Source organism: Paraburkholderia translucens, assembly GCF_020881035.1.
Lineage (GTDB): Bacteria > Pseudomonadota > Gammaproteobacteria > Burkholderiales > Burkholderiaceae > Paraburkholderia > Paraburkholderia translucens.
In genome coordinates this window covers 1-16,051 of sequence record NZ_JAJITC010000029.1, presented here as the reverse complement: position 1 = coordinate 16,051, position 16,051 = coordinate 1, and the positions used below count along the sequence as shown (strand labels likewise).

The window sequence follows — 16,051 nt, the reverse complement described above, 5'->3', positions numbered from 1 at the left end:
CATGAATGATTCGCCCGCGCGCGCCCTCATCCGCGCTGTTTTGGCACTTGGACTCGCGGCGCTCGCAACCGGATGCACGGTCGGCCCCGACTTCAAGCCGCCGAAGGCCGACGTGCCGGCGCAGTGGCACGACCTGTCACGCGCCGCGGCCGCGCCGCCGGCTTCGGCCGCGGCGGCAAGCGAGGCGTCCGGCACGCAGACCTTCTCGACACCGACCGTCGACTCCGATCCGGACCCTCGCTGGTGGCGCAGCTTCAACGACCCGACGCTCGATGCGTTGATCGGGCGCGCGGTGGCCGGGAATCCCGATCTGCAGGAAGCGGTGCTGCGCATCGCCGAGGCGCGGCTGCAGGTGCAGCAGACGGCGGCTCAAGGTCTGCCGGACCTGCGCGCCAATGCGAGCTGCCCTCGACGCTGGCGCGCCGGCGCCCCGACATCCGGCGTGCGGAGGCGACGCTCCGTGCAGCGACGGCAAGCGTCGGCGTCGCGGTCACACAGTTCTATCCGGACATCTCGCTTACGGGACGGGTCGGCACGCGCGCGGTGAACGCGAGCGACCTGTCGCGCTGGCCGCACCTGTTCTACTCGTTCGGGCCGCAGATTTCGCTGCCGCTTTTCCAGGGCGGCGCGCTCGTCGCGAACCTCAAGCTATCGAAGGTGCAGCAGGCGAATGCCGCGCTCGACTATCGCAAGACGGTGCTCGCCGCGCTGCGTGACGTCGACGACGCCCTAACGGTCTATCGCACCGACCAGGCGAGGCAGGTTGCGCTCGACGACAGCGTGCGCGAGCAGCAGCAGGCATTCGAGCTGGCGCGCGAGAGCTATCGCAAAGGGATCGTCACCTATCTCAACGTGCTCGACGCCCAGCGGCAGCTCGCACGAGGTCGCGAGCAGGCGGCACAGAACGTCGCGCAGGTCACGACCGATCTCGTCGCGCTTTACAAGGCCCTCGGCGGCGGGTGGCAGGACGACGCGCCCGCAGCCGGGCGGTGACGCGCTCCGTCAATGATGCTGCGCGGCACGATGCGCCGTGCGAGCTGCGCGCCCGCCTTCGGCTGACGCAGCCTGGGCGGTTATCCGACCGCTCACTCCTTGCCGCCGGGCAGCACGGTGGAAAGCACCTGCTTCGCGGTGTTCGCAATCACGCTGCCTTCCTCTGGGTCGCCTTCCATCAGCGTGCGGGCGAACGCGCGCGCCTGCGCGAGCGTCACGTGAGGCGGCAGCGGCGGCACTTCCGGATCGCTCTTCACTTCGAGCAGCACGGGCCGCTTGGCCGAGAGCGCCTCGTCCCACGCTTCGCCGAGACGATCGGCCTCGTCGACGTAGATTCCCTGGAACCCGAGCATCTCGGCAAAGCGGTGATACGGCACGTTCGGGATCGACTGCGAAGCGACGAACTTCGGATCGCCCTCCATCACCCGCTGCTCCCACGTCACCTGATTGAGGTCTTCGTTGTTCAGCACCATGCAGATCCAGCGCGGATCGGCCCACTCCTTCCAGTACTTCGAGACCGTGATCAGTTCGGCCATGTTGTTCATCTGCATGGCCCCGTCGCCGACCATCGCGATCACCGGCCGCCCCGGATGCGCGAACTTGGCGGCGATTGCATACGGCACCGCCGCCCCCATCGACGCGAGCCCGCCCGACAGCGAGCACATCATGCCGCGCCGGATCTTCAGGTCGCGCGCATACCAGTTCGCGCACGAGCCCGAGTCGCTCGTCAGGATCGCACCGTCCGGCAGGCGCGCAGACAGCTCGGTGAACGCGCGCTGCGGATTCACGCCGTTTTTCGCGGACTCGTGCGCGCGCTCGTGCAGCGTCTCCCACCAGCGGCCCGTCCAGCGCTCGATCCTGGAACGCCACGCATCACTGTCCTTCTGCTGCAACAGCGGCAGCAGCGCGCGCAGGGTCTGCGCCGCATCGCCGACGAGGTTGACCTCCATCGGATAGCGCAGGCTCAGCATGTCCGCAGCGATGTCGATCTGCACGCCGCGCGCGTCGCCCTCCTTCGGCAGGAATTCCGCGTACGGAAAGCCAGAACCGATCATCAGCAGCGTGTCGCAGTTCGTCATCAGCTCGTAGCTCGGCTTCGTGCCAAGCAGACCGATCGAGCCCGTCACCCATGGCAGGTCGTCGGGGAGCACGGCCTTGCCGAGCAGCGCCTTCGCGACGCCTGCGCCGAGCCGGTCCGCGACCGCGATCACTTCGTCGGTCGCGTGCAATGCGCCGGCACCGACCAGCATCGCGACCTTGCGCCCCGCGTTCAGCACGTCCGCTGCACGCTCGAGATCCTCCTGCGCCGGCACCACGCGCGGCTTCGCAAAGCCCACGCCGGAGTGCGCCGTGCCGTGTTTGCGCCCCGGACCTTCGTATTCCAGATCCTGCAGGTCGTTCGGCAGGATCAGCGCAGTCACGCGCCGCTCGGACAGCGCGATGCGGACCGCGCGATCCACCATGTGACGTACCTGCGCCGGCACGCTCGCCTGCTGCACGTAGGCGCCGGCCACGTCCTTGAACAGCGCAGCCAGATCGAGCTCCTGCTGGTAGTGCGAGCCAAGACCGGCGCGCGCCTGCTGCCCCGTGATCGCGAGCACCGGCATATGGTCGAGGCGAGCGTCATAGAGCCCCGTCAGCAGATGCGCGGCGCCCGGCCCCGAGGTGGCAATGCACACGCCGAGCTCGCCCGTGAACTTCGCGTGCGCGCTCGCCATGAACGCTGCCATTTCCTCGTGGCGCGCCTGCACGAATGCGATCTTTCCCTCTGCACGATTCAGCGCGCCGAACACGCCGTTGATGCCGTCGCCCGGATAGCCGAACATGCGTCGCACGCCCCAGCGATGCAGTCTGTCGATGATGAAGTCACCTACGGTTTGCGTCATGTCCCATCTCCCGCGTTTGCCGAACTGCCATTCGGCATGAGTGTGCGTGGTGAGCGCAGCAAGCGTCGAGCCCGAGCGGCGCGCGGGCGAAACCGCCCCCCCCGTTTACCGCAACTGCGCCGCGAGGCATGCGGCTTGCTGAAACTTCGCTGTCCTTCGTTTGCGACCGACGCGCGCCGCGAACTGGCTCATTCCGCTCATCCCCTGCAGGACCCTATGCGATGACAGGCACGATACTTCCGGATCAGTCCGGGACCGCCGCGCACGATACGCCCATCGATGCGACCGTGTCGGCTCCCACGGAGGCGGATGCATGCGCGCCTATCACACGTATCGCTGCACGCGCGTTCCGTATTCCGACCGACGCGCCGGAGGCCGACGGCACCTTCGCATGGGACGCGACGACGCTGATCGTGGTCGAGGTCGACGCCGCGGGCGCGACCGGACTCGGCTACACCTATAGCGACGGCTGCGTCACGACGCTCGTCAACCGGACGCTCGCGAAGGTGTTGCAAGGCACCGACGCGTCCCGGATCACCGAACGATGGCTCGACATGCAACGCGCGGTGCGCAATCTCGGCCGCGACGGAATCGCGGCGACCGCGATTTCGGCGCTTGACTGCGCGTTGTGGGATCTGCACGCGAAGCGTCTCGATGTGCCAGTCGTCACGCTGCTCGGTCGTACGCGCGAACGCGTGCCGATCTACGGCAGCGGCGGCTTCACGACCTACAGCGATGCCCGGATTCGCGAGCAACTCACGCGCTGGACCGACGAGGATGGCTGCCGCTGGGTCAAGATCAAGGTCGGCAGCGACCCCGGCCGTGACCCGGCTCGCGTGCAGTGCGCGCGTGAGGCAATCGGCTCGGGGCGCGGGCTTTTCGTTGACGCGAACGGCGCGTTCGGCACGAAGGCGGCGCTGAAAATCGCGCATACGTTCGCGCAGACCGCCGTCGCATGGTTCGAGGAACCGGTCACCTCCGACGACCTCGATGGAATGCGCGCGCTGCGCCGCGCGGCGCCAGCCGGCATGGACATTGCCGCCGGCGAATACGGCTACACCGCGGACTACTTCAGGCGCATGCTCGCGGCCCGGGCCGTTGACGTGCTGCAGGCGGACGCCAGCCGCTGCGGCGGGATTACCGGCTTTCTGCAGGCTGCCAGTCTCGCTGAAGCGCAGCACATTCCGCTGTCCGCGCACTGCGCGCCCGCGCTGCATCTGCACGCCGCAGCCGCGGTACGCGGCCTGCTGCACCAGGAATGGTTCCACGACCACGTCCGGATCGAGTCGATGCTGTTCGACGGCGCGCCGCGCGCGACCGACGGCACGATCGCGCCCGACCTGTCGCGGCCCGGGTGCGGCCTCGAGTTCAAACGCGCCGACGCCGAGCGCTACGCGATCGATCCAGCCTGAAACACGCCGTCAACTTCGACCTATCGCCGGAAACTCGTGATCCGAACCACACTACCCATCCTCGGCATCCTGTGCGCCGCCTCAGGCGTGGTTGCGCTCGCGTCTCGCGAGCGGCACGACAGCGTCCCGCGCAACCGGCAACGCCTCGCGGGATCACTGCATTCGCCACTTCCTGCGCCGCGGCTCGCACGGCGTGCCGCGCACGCGCCCGTCCCCGGCCACGCGTCCCTCGCGCATATCGATGCGGCGCGCGGCTTCAATCATGGCTCGGCGCTGCTCGCATTTTCCGTACTGGCCGACAGCGCGGTCGAGCACTATCGCGGCTCATTCGAAAACCGGGCAATGTACGCGCCGCTCCTCAGCGCAACGTGCTCGCTGCTGGCCGGGCTGCACGGCGGCAGGGACCACACCGAGGCCAGCCATGCGGCGCGCCGCGCCGTCTATCTGGCGGCTGCCGCCACCGGCGTCGCCGGGTCGGTATTCCATCTGTACAACGTGACGAAGCGCCCGGGCGGTTTTAGCTGGCACAACCTGTTCTACGGCGCGCCGCTCGGCGCACCGACTTCATTGCTGCTGTCCGGCGCGCTGGGCGCGATTGCCGAGCAGTTGCGCGATCAGCCCGCCGTCGATCCCCAGCTTTTCGGCATGCCCGCCGGACGCGCGCTGGCGCTACTGGTCAGCGCCGGATTGATCGGCACGGTCGGAGAGGTTGCGTTGCTGCATTTTCGCGGCGCGTTCCAGCATCGTGCGATGTACGCACCCGTCACGATCGCGCCGGTAGCCGCCGCGTTGCTCGCGAACGCCGCGCTGGCGCCGGCGCGCCCGCGCTGGTTCGCGCGTCTGTGGCTGAGGATCACCGCGGCGCTCGGCTTTGCCGGCAGCGCCTTCCACGTGCGCGGCGTCGCACGCAGCCAGGGCGGTTGGCGCAACTGGTCGCAGAACGTCCCCAACGGTCCGCCGTTGCCCGCGCCACCCGCCTTCACCGCGCTCGCCGCCGCCGGCCTCGCGGCGCTGCGCCTGAGGGAGACCGAACGATGAACGTCCAACCCCCGCCTGCTTATCCGGACTACGACGTGCTCGCCAAGCGCAATTCGCCGTCGTGGGACCACGCCACACGGCTTGTCGTCGATGCGCGGCTCGGCACGCCCGACGAACCCGCGTGGTGCGATCCCGCGCAATGGCGCACGCTGCGCGCACTGTGCGCGACGGTCGTTCCGCAGCCGGGCGGGCGCGCGCCGGTGCCGCTCGCGGCGCTGGTCGACCGCAAGATCGCGCGCGGGCGCGGCGACGGCTATCGCAATGCAAAGCTGCCGCCGATGCAGCAGGCGTGGCGCATCGCACTCGCCGCGCTCGACGAGGAATGCCGCAGCCGTCACGGCGCCGCATTCGCCGACGTCGGCGAGCCCGCGCGCATCGCGCTGCTGCAAGCGATGGAGCGCGGCGCGCTGATGGACGACGTGTGGCAAGGGATGCCAGCCGCGCTGTTCTTCACGCAACACGTGTTGCACGACATCTGCACGACCTACTACGCGCATCCGATCGCCTGGAGTGAAATCGGCTTCGGCGGTCCGGCCAATCCGCGCGGCTACGTGCGGATGAATTTCAACCGGCGCGACCCGTGGGAGGCCGCCGAGGCCCGCCCCGGCGACGAAGCGCGCGCCGCACGGAAGAACCGCCATGCTCGATGATGCGCTCCATCACCCGCGCGGCAAGGATGGCCGCGCACCGGACGTGTTCACGCCGGGCGGTTGGATTCCGATGCGCGAATACCCGCAGAACGAGGAAGTCGATTTCGCGATCGTCGGTACCGGGGCGGGAGGCGGCACGCTCGCCTGCCGTCTCGCGGAACAGGGCTTTAGCGTGGTCGCGTTCGACGCGGGCGCGTGGTGGCGCCCGCTCGAGGAGTTCGCATCCGACGAGCAGCATCAGGCGAAGCTGTACTGGACCGACGAGCGCATCGTCGACGGCGATGACCCGTTGAAGCTCGGCTCCAACAACAGCGGCAAGGCGGTCGGCGGCAGCACGGTGCACTTCGCGATGGTGTCGCTGCGCTTTCGGCCCGAGTGGTTCAAGGCGCGCACGCTGCTCGGCTATGGCGCCGACTGGCCGCTCGACTGGCGCGAAATGTGGCGCTACTACAGGTATGTCGAGGACGCACTGAAGATCTCCGGCCCGGTGCGCTATCCGTGGGGGCCGAAGCGCCCGCGTTATCCGTACCGTCCGCACGAGCTGAACGCGGCAGCGCTCGTGCTCGCGCGCGGCGCCGAGGCGCTGGGCGTCGGCTGGGCACCGACGCCGCTCGCGACCATTTCAGCGCCGCGCGGCCGCGCGCACCCGTGCGTGTACCGCGGCTTCTGCGTGACCGGCTGCGCGACCAACGCGAAGCAGAGCGCGCTCGTCACATGGATTCCGCGCGCGGTGCATGCTGGCGCCGAGATCCGCGACCTCGCGATGGTCGGCCGGATCGCGATGAGCGACGCGGGCCGGGCCACCGGCGTCGAGTATCTGCGCGAAGGGCGCTGGCAGTTCCAGCGCGCGAAGCACGTGGTCGTCGCGGGCTACGCGATCGAAACGCCGAGACTCCTGCTGATGTCTGCCAACGCGCGTTTTCCCGACGGGCTCGCGAACCGCTCCGGGCTCGTCGGCCGGAACCTGATGGCGCAGTCGAATCAGGCGGCATGGGCCCTGATGGACGAGGAAATCCGCTGGTACAAGGGGCCGCCGTCGCTGTCGATCAGCGAGCACTGGAACTACGAGGACGCGGGCAAGGACTTCTTCGGCGGCTATGCGTACATGAGCCAGGGGCCGCTGCCGAACGTTTGGGCGGAAGCGCAGAACGGCCGTGGCCTGTGGGGCCGTCCGCTGCTCGACGAGATGCAGCGCTACAACCACCAGGCGGGGCTCAAGATGGTCGGCGAAACGCTGCCGCAGGAGCGCAACCGCGTGACGCTCGCCGATGAGAAGGACCAGTACGGCCTGCCGGTCGCGCGCGTCACATGGAGCTACTGCGACAACGATCGGCGCATGATCGCGCACGCGCTGAAATTCATGGCGCAGGCGCTCGAGGCGGCCGGCGGCCGGCAGATCTGGTTGCAGAAAGACGATACTTGCCATTTGAACGGCACGGCACGCATGGGCGACGATCGAGCGACGAGCGTCGTGAACGCCGATTGCCGCAGTTGGGACATTCCGAACCTCTGGATCTGCGACGGATCGGTATTTCCAACGGTCGGCGGCGTGAACCCCTCGCTGACGATCCAGGCCGTCGCGTGCAGAACCGCGGACCGGATTGCCCAGCTCGCGGCGCACGGCGAACTTTAGCGCGCCGTTACCTGCTGGACGCTTCTGCCGTCTGGCGGACGGTATTCGGCGGGTATCGCGCTTGCTACTGTCTTTGGTCGAGCCCGCTGCGCCGATGCTTAGCCAGTGGCGGCTTCACATTCCGATTCGCCCTCCCGCAGGGCCGATTGCCCCCGCTCCGTTCCTACCAGGAGAACGCACGATGCACAACGTCCACGCTTCCGAAGCGGACCAGCGACACAACGGCAGTCAGAACGACATGCAGAACGGCGCGCGCCGCCGCACGCCGTCGTCCGGCAGCGGACCGGCTGCGCCCCTCGTCGTTCCGGTCGAATTGACCGTCAACGGCACGACCCGCGAGCTGTCGCTCGACCCGCGCACGAGCCTGCTCGACGCGCTGCGCGAACACCTGCACCTGACGGGCACGAAAAAAGGCTGCGATCATGGCCAGTGCGGCGCCTGCACGGTGCACGTCAACGGACGGCGCGTGAATGCGTGCCTGACGCTCGCCGCCACCCACGCCGGCGACGAGATCACCACGATCGAAGGCATTGGCGAGCCGGCCGCGCTGCATCCGATGCAGGAAGCGTTCGTCGAATGCGACGGCTATCAGTGCGGCTATTGCACGTCCGGCCAGATCATGTCCGCCGTCGCGCTGCTCGGCGAAGCGGTCGGACCCGGCGATGCCGACGTGCGCGAAGCGATGAGCGGCAACCTGTGCCGCTGCGGCGCGTACCAGAACATCGTCGCGGCAATCCAGCGCGTGCGCGGCCGGTCCTGAGGAGCGCGATCATGGAACTGTTCCAGCTATCGCGCGCGCAGGACGTGCGCGGCGCGATCGCCGCCGGCGCGGCATCGGCGGACGCCGGGCATGGCGCGCAGGTGCGCTTTCTCGCAGGCGGCACGACACTGCTCGACCTCATGAAGCTGAACGTCGAGCGGCCGGCCATCGTGATCGACATCAGCCGGCTGCCGCTCGATCGCATCGAGGCGCTGCCCGACGGCGGCGTGAAGATCGGCGCGACCGCGCGCAATGCGGATCTGGCCTTGCACCCGTTGATCCGCGAACCGTACGCGGTGCTGTCGCAAGCGCTGCTGGCCGGCGCGTCGGCGCAGCTGCGCAACATGGCGACGACCGCCGGCAACCTGCTGCAACGCACGCGCTGCGTGTATTTCCGCGACACCTCGATGCCGTGCAACAAGCGCGAACCGGGCTCGGGCTGCCCAGCGATCGACGGGTTCAACCGCACGCTCGCGATTCTCGGCACGAGCGACGCCTGTATCGCCACCAATCCGTCGGACATGAACGCCGCGCTGACCGCGCTCGATGCGACGATCCACATCGAGGGACCGGACGGCACGCGCAGTGTCGCGATCGACGACTTCTACCTGCTGCCCGGCACGACGCCGCAACGTGAAACCGTGCTCGGGGCGGGAGAGCTGATCACGCACGTCACGCTGCCGCCATTGCCCGCGGGTAGCCGCTCGCTATATCTGAAGCTGCGGGACCGCGCGTCCTACGAATTCGCACTGGCATCGGCCGCCGTGGTCATGCAGATCGAGAACGGCCGCATCGCGTATGCGCGCGTCGCGCTGGGCGGTGTCGGCACGAAGCCGTGGCATGCGCTCGAAGCCGAAGCGGTACTGCACGGCGCGCCACCGGACACCGCTACTTTCCAGAAAGCCGCGCACGCCGCACTCGCGAACGCGAAGCCGCAAAGCCAGAACGGTTTCAAGGTCGAGCTGGCGCGCCGCTGCATCGTTCATGCACTGACCCAGGCTGCGGCTCATGACTGATAGACCCGCTCTCCACGAAAGGGAACGCACCATGTCCACCCTGCCAGACTCCGCGCTGTCCGTGCTCGGCCGGCCACAGGCGCGCATCGAAGGGCCACTGAAGGTCAGTGGCCGCGCTATGTATACGGCGGACGTCGAGCTGCCGGACCTGCTGCACGCGGTGCCGGTATGCAGCACCATCGCGAGCGGCCGGCTCACCTCGCTCGATCTGGCGGCGGCCGAAGCGATGCCCGGCGTGCACGCGGTGCTGCATCGGGGCAATGTCGGCCCCTTCTACCGCATCGCCGGCAACGAGATCGACGTGGGTTACGTCGACGAGGCGCGGCCGCCGTTCGAAGACGACGTGATCCGCTACTACGGCCAGTACATCGCGCTCGTGATCGCCGACACGTTCGAAGCGGCCAGCGCCGCGGCGGCCGCCGTCAAGGCCGGCTACGACACGGCGCCGCACGACGTGCGCGACGCGCTGCAGCCCGACGACGCTCCGACGGTCGAGAGCGAACGCGGCGACGCCGGGAGCGCCTTCGAGCGGGCGCCGGTCAAGCTCGACGCCACCTACGTGACGCCGACCGAGACGCACAACCCGATCGAGCTGCACGCATCGGTCGCGCACTGGGATGGAGACAGCTATACGTTCTACGAAACGACTCAGTCCATCGCGACACATCACGGCACGCTCGCGCAGATGCTCGGCATGCCGAAGGAGAAGGTACGCGTGATCTCGCACTACCTGGGCTCAGGCTTCGGCGGCAAACTATGGGTCTGGCCGCACACGCTGCTCGCGGCCGCCGCGACCCGTTTGACGGGGCGCCCCGTGAAGCTCGTCGTCAGCCGCAGGATGATGTTCCAGAACGTCGGCCACCGGCCCGTCACGCAGCAACGCGTGCGGCTGTCGGCGGAACGCGACGGACGGCTGACCTCGTTGCGGCATGACTACTTGAATCACACTTCGATCGCGGATAAGTATCAGGAAAGCTGCGGTGAAGTGACGCCGGTCCTGTACAGCACGCCGAATCTGCGCGTGAGCTCGGCACTCGCGCGCCGCCATGTCGGTTCGCCGACCTCGATGCGCGGGCCCGGCGCGGTGCCCGGACTCTACGCGATCGAATCGGCGATGAACGAGCTTGCGTACGAGCTAGGCATCGATCCGGTCGAACTGCGACTGCGCAACGAACCGGGCGTCGACGAAAGCACCGGCTTGCCGTTTTCGTCGCGGCATCTGGTGGAGTGTCTGCAGACCGGCGCTGAACGCTTCGGCTGGTCACAGCGCTCACGGGAGATAGGTTCGATGCGGCGCGACGGATCGACACTCGGCTGGGGCGTCGGCGTCTGCGCATGGCCGGGGCTGCGCTTTTCCGCCGCGGCGGACGTCGATCTGCGCGCGGACGGCAGCGCGCGGATCGTCTGCGGCACGCAGGACATCGGCACTGGCACCTACACGATTCTCGCGCAGCTCGTGGCGGAGGAAACCGGCATACCGCTCGAACGCATCGAGGTGCGGCTCGGCGATTCGGCGCTGCCGCGCGGCCCGGTTTCCGGCGGCAGCGCCGCCACAGCATCGGTGGTTCCCGCCGTTCTCGATGCAGTGCGCGCGGCTGTCAAGACCGTGTTGTCTCGCGCTGCGACAGTCGAGGAATCGCCGTTCAGGGGCGCCGACGCCGACTCGCTCGCGTTCAGCCGCGCCCGGGTGCACCGCAAGAGCGAGACGCCGGAGAGCGGCATTCCGTTCGAGCGGATCATGGCAATGGCGAGGATGTATGCGGCGTCCGGCAGCGGCAGCGCGCATGGCGGCTTCGACGATCCCTTGAAGAAGCGCTATTCGATCTTTTCGTACGGCGCTCATTTCGCGGAGATCACGTGGCAACCGGAGATTGCACAGCTGCGCGTGAGCCGAGTCGTCACGGTCATCGACGGCGGCCGCATTCTGAATCCGCGCGCGGGACGCAACCAGATCGAGGGGGCGATCGTGATGGGGATCGGGATGGCGCTCTTCGAGCATACGGTGTACGACGAACGGAGCGGCGCGCCGATCAACAGCAATCTCGCGGATTACATTGTCGCGTCGACCGCGGATACGCCGGAACTCGACGTCACCTTTCTCGACTATCCGGATACCGTATTCAACGAGACGGGAGCGCGTGGCATCGGCGAGATCGGTCTGGCCGGCATTGCGGCCGCCATCACCGATGCCGTCCACCATGCCACGGGTGTTCGCGTGCGCAGATTGCCGGTGATGATCGAGGATCTGCTCTCGCCGCGAACCGCCGTCTAGCCGTGAGCCGCAACGTCGTGTGCATGCGTCCCGGCGTCTGCAGGGCCGGCACTGCCGCGCCCCTGCTCGTGCAATGTTTGCGCGGCCTGGGCACAGGCCTGCAGCAATTGCTGGAATGACGCGACGACGCGGATCGTGCGCCCTTGTACCGTGACAGGCGAAGCGTCGGTTCCGGACTCGCCCTCCTCATGCATACCCAGTATCAATTCGCGCGAGCCCCTTGCCTCGCTCAACCGCAGCAGCAGATTGCGCAGATAGGGCTGAGGCTCGCGGGCGTCGAATGAAATCACACAGACGATTGGACGCGACGCGAGCCGCGCTTCATCGAAACGGCCAGCGGCAAACCGCTCGCAGTTTACCTGCGATGCCTCGAAACCGTGCTTGTTCAGCAGTTGCACAGCGATTGCGGCCAACAAATCGTCCAGCTTGCCACGCCCGCCGATGCACAACACCGGTACCGTGTTCACCGGTTCACCGTCCGACGCAATCGTCGTCGCGTCGCCGACCTCTTTGAGTCCGGCGATGATCGTGTTCGCCGCCGACCGAACCAGCTTCAGTTGGGCCGCCGGCACGACGTCGCGCCGAACGTCCGCGTGCGCGATCCGCAGGCCCGCGAGTACTGCGTCGTCGTAGTACGCCGCCAGCGAGCAGTCTTTGAGCAGTGCGCCGGCCTGCAGCAACGCCTCCGTCGGATCGTTGGCCAGCAGTCTCTGATAGAGATTTTCCGCTGGCGTCAGGCCGGGGCGATCGCCGAACAGGACGTCGAGGAATTCGAGCCGTTCGACATGGCGGCTGAGCGTCACCAGGCACAGCATCAGCGGCGTCGATAGCACCAAGCCCACGGGCCCCCATAGCCAGCTCCAGAAAATCGCCGCGATGATCACGGCAAGCGGAGAGAGTCCATTGCCGCGTCCGTACAGCAACGGCTCGATCAACTGGCTCGAGATACCTTCAGTGGCCGCAAAGAGAACTGCCGTGCCGGCCGCCATCCACCATCCCGGGCTGACCGCGACGGCCATGACCACGGCCATGAGCGCGGCGATCCAGGCGCCGATATATGGCACGAAGCGCAGGAGCGCCGTCAGCACGCCGAACAGCAGCGCACCAGGCATGCCGAGGATCGCAAGGCCGATTGCGACGAAAGCGCCGACTCCCGCATTGATCGCCAGCTGCATCGCGAAATAGCGGCTCAGGCGGGCGGCGGCTTCACCGATCGCCGTCGACGTGCGATGCAAGTCGTCCGAGCCGAACAGCCGGATCATCCGGTCGCGCAACAACTCACGCTCCAGCAGAATGAAGATCGTGACCACCAGCACGATACCGGCTGTTTCCATCGGGCTGACTACCGGCGACAGATAGCGTTGCGCCAGTTCGATCGGCGACGGCGTAGGCTCGTGCACTTCGACGGGCAACGGCGCATCGCCGCTGGTAGAAACCGGATTGTCTTTCCTGTGCGGGCCGCCAGGTGGCGGCGTGAAGCGCTTCAGCGCATTCGATGCGCTCGCGAGCCATGCATCCGCGCGGCCAACGGTATTTTCTTGCGCGACGCGAATCTTATGCTCGACGGTCCACTGATACTGCGGCAGATCGCCCGCGACTTGCGCGACCTGTGCACCGATCAGCACGCCGACAGCCGACAGCGCTGATAGCGTGAACAGCACCGCGACGATCACCGACGACGACTGGCCGAAATGGAACCGTCTTAGCAGCCCCACGAGCGGCGCAACGATGAAGCTGAGCAACACCGCCAGCGTAATTGGTATCAATATGCTCCGCCCGAGGTACAGCGCGGCGATCACGACCACGCCGCTGGCCAGCGAATTCAGCGCGCGCAGGCTCTGCACTGCGGGCGTCAGTTCCTGGCGGCCAGGCGATTGATGCGGTGATGAACGGGGCTTCATGAACGATCGGCGCGATTCGCTTGCCGGTGGCGCCGCAAACGGTGTTCCCGGCCGGCCCACACCGTGAGCTATGAAGGAGCGGAGGGGCAGCGTCCGAGCGGCACATGGAAACGATCAGGCACGGCCATTGCGCCACGAGGGATACCGGCATCGATCGTCATCTCATGATGCCTGTCAACAGGGAGGCCTTATGCTTGGGACTATTCTTCTCATCTTACTGATCCTGCTTCTGATCGGCGCGTTTCCCGCATGGCCGTACAGCCGCTCGTGGGGCTATGCCCCGTCGGGCACCCTCGGGTTGATCGTCGTGATCCTGGTCGTTCTGCTGGTCATGGGGCAAATATAGCGCGTGCCGGAATGAACCAATCCAACCATGGAGGACATGATGAATGACTATGCTGGCCGCTCGCACGACGAACGCGTTGCCGTGCGCAAACACAAGAAGATGAAATCCCAGGAGCAGCCTGGCGGGTCCATGGCTGTGGAGGGCACGCAAGCCGACGCCACGCACAGTTGCGGCGAGCTTTCGGAAAAAGGCAAGGAAGTCTGGCGTAAGGGAGCGGGAATGGACGGGGGCGGAAAGTCTTCCTGACGCCTCGCCGCAAGAGGAGGAGATATCGATACCGCCAACTGTACCGGCATCCCCTCCTGGTATTGCCCGGATCACCGTGGAACGACCCGGGAACGGTTCAGGTCACTCCCACTCGATGATAAACAATCGCAAAAATCCTTTTTATTACAACAACTTACCAATACTCACAAAGTCGATTCCATGAAAAATACCATGCTCAGATTACGAGTGCCAACACTATTGGCCCTAGTGCCGAGCAATGGCCTCTTCCAGCACTTCGCCGGGCTGCCATCCAAACAGGTCGCGGACGCTCTTCGTTCTGGCGTGGCCGGGTGACTCGAACTCATAGCCGGCGGCAGTCAGCTCGGCGGCGACGCCCTCGGTGACGAAAAACGGCTCGACCAAGTCGGCCGGTGCAGCTTCGTCATGCTCTTCTCCCGGTGCTCAGCCTAGTGTGCGGCCAGTACAAATCGTGCGCTTGTGTGCGGAGATTCCTTAGGCGGCGGCTACCTGGACCGACACTTTGGTCACGCTATAGAGCGTCACGCCCCCACCAACCGCCTGTGCTGGATTGAACAACGCGAGATTGATGCCGTCGCTAACAGAACTGCGATAGACGACGCCGTCGAAGCCGCTCTTCTTAATGAATTCACAAAGATACTGGCTCGGAATATAGTCGATCGCTGCCCCGGCAGGCTGAACCGGTCGCGTCAACTCCTCACCCAGACGTTCAAGAAAAGGTAAGTCAGCACGTAGCTGGCCGATCTCACTCGCGTCGGTAAGAATGAAAGGTGACACGAGCTTGCGCGGATTGCGCAAGTCCACAGCCTTGATTTCGGGGACCATGAAATCCGCGACACAAGCAGATTCGCCGGTATGCGGCCTTATCTCAGCAACAGCCGTATCGGGAAGCGACCCCAGATAAAGGTAAGGAATACCAGCCGGATTGGCCCTGCCATGTGACGAGCGCCGCTTCGGCGGTGCCCCCATCTCCTCGACCGGAAAGACCTTATCCTCGGTACGAATTCGCGCGCGATACCACTGCCGGGGTAATGTCGGTGCCAGTAGCATGTCAAGCAGTTGGCGGAGACGATCCAGGTCAATGGCAACATCAAGAAACCAGCGATTTGCATACATCATCTCGTCGCGCAACTTATCCCACTGCGCAAGGCCTTCGCTGATATAACTTGCCGACGGAGCAAAACTGCTCCGGACGATCTCGCCGTTATCGAGAATCTCGCCGAGAAGTTCTTTAGCGTGGGCAATGTCCATGCGCTGGTGACTGAAGAGCTGTTGTTGCGCGATCCTAGTATTCAGGTGGCCGATGTAGCTCGTCGTTATGGCGTGTCTCGAACAACCTTGTATAAGCACGTGGGCGTTATCGCTCCATGGCAATGAGGACACAGGATGCGCACAAAAAAAACCTGCCCGGCTCAGGTGGGGGAATGAAGATCCACAGCACAGCGCAACTGTCCGCTTTGACTCGGCTGTTTTCCGCCGCCGTTTTCCGTGAAATGGCGAAGAAAGGCCGATCAGGCTTGTTCCGTCGATTGCTCGGGCAGACCGATCTGATCGAGCATGTTGGTCCACACGCGACTGTCGGCGATACTTTCGACTCCGCGTTCGATATTTTGAAAATCGCGGGGCACCGTGACGAATACATCTATCGAGCAGCGATCAGTCAGAAAGTGTTGATGGGAACCCAGTCGACTCGGCGCCGCCGGTGATTCGTCGTCTTCGGCGGCTACGCCGCCTTCAACTCCTCATCACCGGCCAAAAACTTCGCCGCTACACCGGCGCATTGACTCAGTTTTTTTGTTACCGAGCCACGGGCATTGCCTCATGTAATTTGCTACCCGTCAGAATGCTGGCGGGAGCGACTTATGGCGAGGCAGCTCAGCATGACAACACGACGGGAA

16 protein-coding genes and 1 pseudogene are annotated in these 16,051 nt (G+C 66.1%); 13 read left to right on the top strand and 4 right to left on the bottom strand.

Annotated elements, in window-relative coordinates; genetic code table 11:
- Nucleotide 1 precedes the first annotated feature (1 nt).
- Nucleotides 2–993 (top strand): annotated as a pseudogene (locus LJ655_RS29205) (TolC family protein).
- A gap of 92 nt (nt 994–1,085) precedes the next feature.
- On the opposite strand, the gene LJ655_RS29200 reads toward LJ655_RS29205, so the two are convergent.
- The gene (locus LJ655_RS29200) at nt 1,086–2,879 is read right to left on the bottom strand and encodes a thiamine pyrophosphate-requiring protein (protein ID WP_230564630.1); all 1,794 of its coding nucleotides are present in this window, start codon (nt 2,877–2,879) and stop codon (nt 1,086–1,088) included.
- 221 nt (nt 2,880–3,100) lie between these two features.
- Here LJ655_RS29200 and LJ655_RS29195 point away from each other — a divergent pair, with 221 nt between their 5' ends.
- The 7 genes from LJ655_RS29195 (at nt 3,101) to LJ655_RS29165 (ending at nt 11,660) form a co-directional block, all read left to right on the top strand.
- Nucleotides 3,101–4,291 carry an enolase C-terminal domain-like protein gene (locus LJ655_RS29195; RefSeq protein WP_230564629.1) on the top strand — a complete coding sequence of 397 codons (1,191 nt, stop codon included), beginning with the start codon at nt 3,101–3,103 and terminating at the stop codon, nt 4,289–4,291.
- A gap of 36 nt (nt 4,292–4,327) precedes the next feature.
- Entirely contained in the window at nt 4,328–5,329 is a 1,002-nt protein-coding gene (locus LJ655_RS29190) for a hypothetical protein (protein WP_230564628.1), read from the top strand.
- On the top strand, nt 5,326–5,979 hold the full coding sequence (locus tag LJ655_RS29185; RefSeq protein WP_230564627.1) for a gluconate 2-dehydrogenase subunit 3 family protein: 654 nt from the start codon (nt 5,326–5,328) through the stop codon (nt 5,977–5,979). The genes LJ655_RS29190 and LJ655_RS29185 overlap by 4 nt, the downstream gene beginning before the upstream one ends.
- Nucleotides 5,969–7,612 carry a GMC family oxidoreductase gene (locus LJ655_RS29180; protein ID WP_230564626.1) on the top strand — a complete coding sequence of 548 codons (1,644 nt, stop codon included), beginning with the start codon at nt 5,969–5,971 and terminating at the stop codon, nt 7,610–7,612. Before LJ655_RS29185 ends, LJ655_RS29180 begins: the two co-directional genes overlap by 11 nt.
- A 238-nt stretch (nt 7,613–7,850) precedes the next feature.
- Nucleotides 7,851–8,372 carry a (2Fe-2S)-binding protein gene (locus tag LJ655_RS29175; protein ID WP_230564648.1) on the top strand — a complete coding sequence of 174 codons (522 nt, stop codon included), beginning with the start codon at nt 7,851–7,853 and terminating at the stop codon, nt 8,370–8,372.
- 11 nt (nt 8,373–8,383) lie between these two features.
- Entirely contained in the window at nt 8,384–9,388 is a 1,005-nt protein-coding gene (locus LJ655_RS29170; protein WP_230564625.1) for an FAD binding domain-containing protein, read from the top strand.
- Nucleotides 9,389–9,419: 31 nt separating this feature from the next.
- Nucleotides 9,420–11,660 (top strand): xanthine dehydrogenase family protein molybdopterin-binding subunit, encoded by a 2,241-nt coding sequence (locus LJ655_RS29165; RefSeq protein WP_230564624.1) that lies wholly within the window; start codon nt 9,420–9,422, stop codon nt 11,658–11,660.
- Here the strand turns inward: LJ655_RS29165 and LJ655_RS29160 are convergent.
- On the bottom strand, nt 11,657–13,561 hold the full coding sequence (locus tag LJ655_RS29160; RefSeq protein WP_230564623.1) for an AI-2E family transporter: 1,905 nt from the start codon (nt 13,559–13,561) through the stop codon (nt 11,657–11,659). The two genes, LJ655_RS29165 and LJ655_RS29160, sit on opposite strands and share 4 nt — an antisense overlap.
- A gap of 190 nt (nt 13,562–13,751) precedes the next feature.
- Between LJ655_RS29160 and LJ655_RS29155 the strand changes: the two genes are divergently transcribed.
- Complete coding sequence (locus LJ655_RS29155) at nt 13,752–13,907, top strand: DUF3309 family protein (RefSeq protein WP_230564622.1); 156 nt, start codon at nt 13,752–13,754, stop codon at nt 13,905–13,907.
- Between the two features lie 36 nt (nt 13,908–13,943).
- The gene (locus tag LJ655_RS29150; protein WP_230564621.1) at nt 13,944–14,153 is read left to right on the top strand and encodes a hypothetical protein; all 210 of its coding nucleotides are present in this window, start codon (nt 13,944–13,946) and stop codon (nt 14,151–14,153) included.
- Between the two features lie 225 nt (nt 14,154–14,378).
- On the opposite strand, the gene LJ655_RS29145 is transcribed toward LJ655_RS29150, so the two are convergent.
- Entirely contained in the window at nt 14,379–14,537 is a 159-nt protein-coding gene (locus tag LJ655_RS29145) for a transcriptional regulator (RefSeq protein WP_230564620.1), read from the bottom strand.
- A 90-nt stretch (nt 14,538–14,627) separates the two neighbouring features.
- Complete coding sequence (locus tag LJ655_RS29140) at nt 14,628–15,404, bottom strand: RES family NAD+ phosphorylase (protein ID WP_230564619.1); 777 nt, start codon at nt 15,402–15,404, stop codon at nt 14,628–14,630.
- Between LJ655_RS29140 and LJ655_RS29135 the strand changes: the two genes are divergently transcribed.
- The 3 genes from LJ655_RS29135 to LJ655_RS29125 form a co-directional block, all read left to right on the top strand.
- Complete coding sequence (locus LJ655_RS29135) at nt 15,390–15,530, top strand: helix-turn-helix domain-containing protein (RefSeq protein ID WP_329959753.1); 141 nt, start codon at nt 15,390–15,392, stop codon at nt 15,528–15,530. The genes LJ655_RS29140 and LJ655_RS29135 overlap by 15 nt on opposite strands.
- Before the next feature lie 47 nt (nt 15,531–15,577).
- On the top strand, nt 15,578–15,859 hold the full coding sequence (locus tag LJ655_RS29130; protein WP_230564618.1) for a hypothetical protein: 282 nt from the start codon (nt 15,578–15,580) through the stop codon (nt 15,857–15,859).
- A partial coding sequence (locus LJ655_RS29125; RefSeq protein ID WP_230564617.1) for a hypothetical protein occupies nt 15,856–16,051 on the top strand: 196 nt, incomplete at its 3' end. The genes LJ655_RS29130 and LJ655_RS29125, both read left to right, overlap by 4 nt.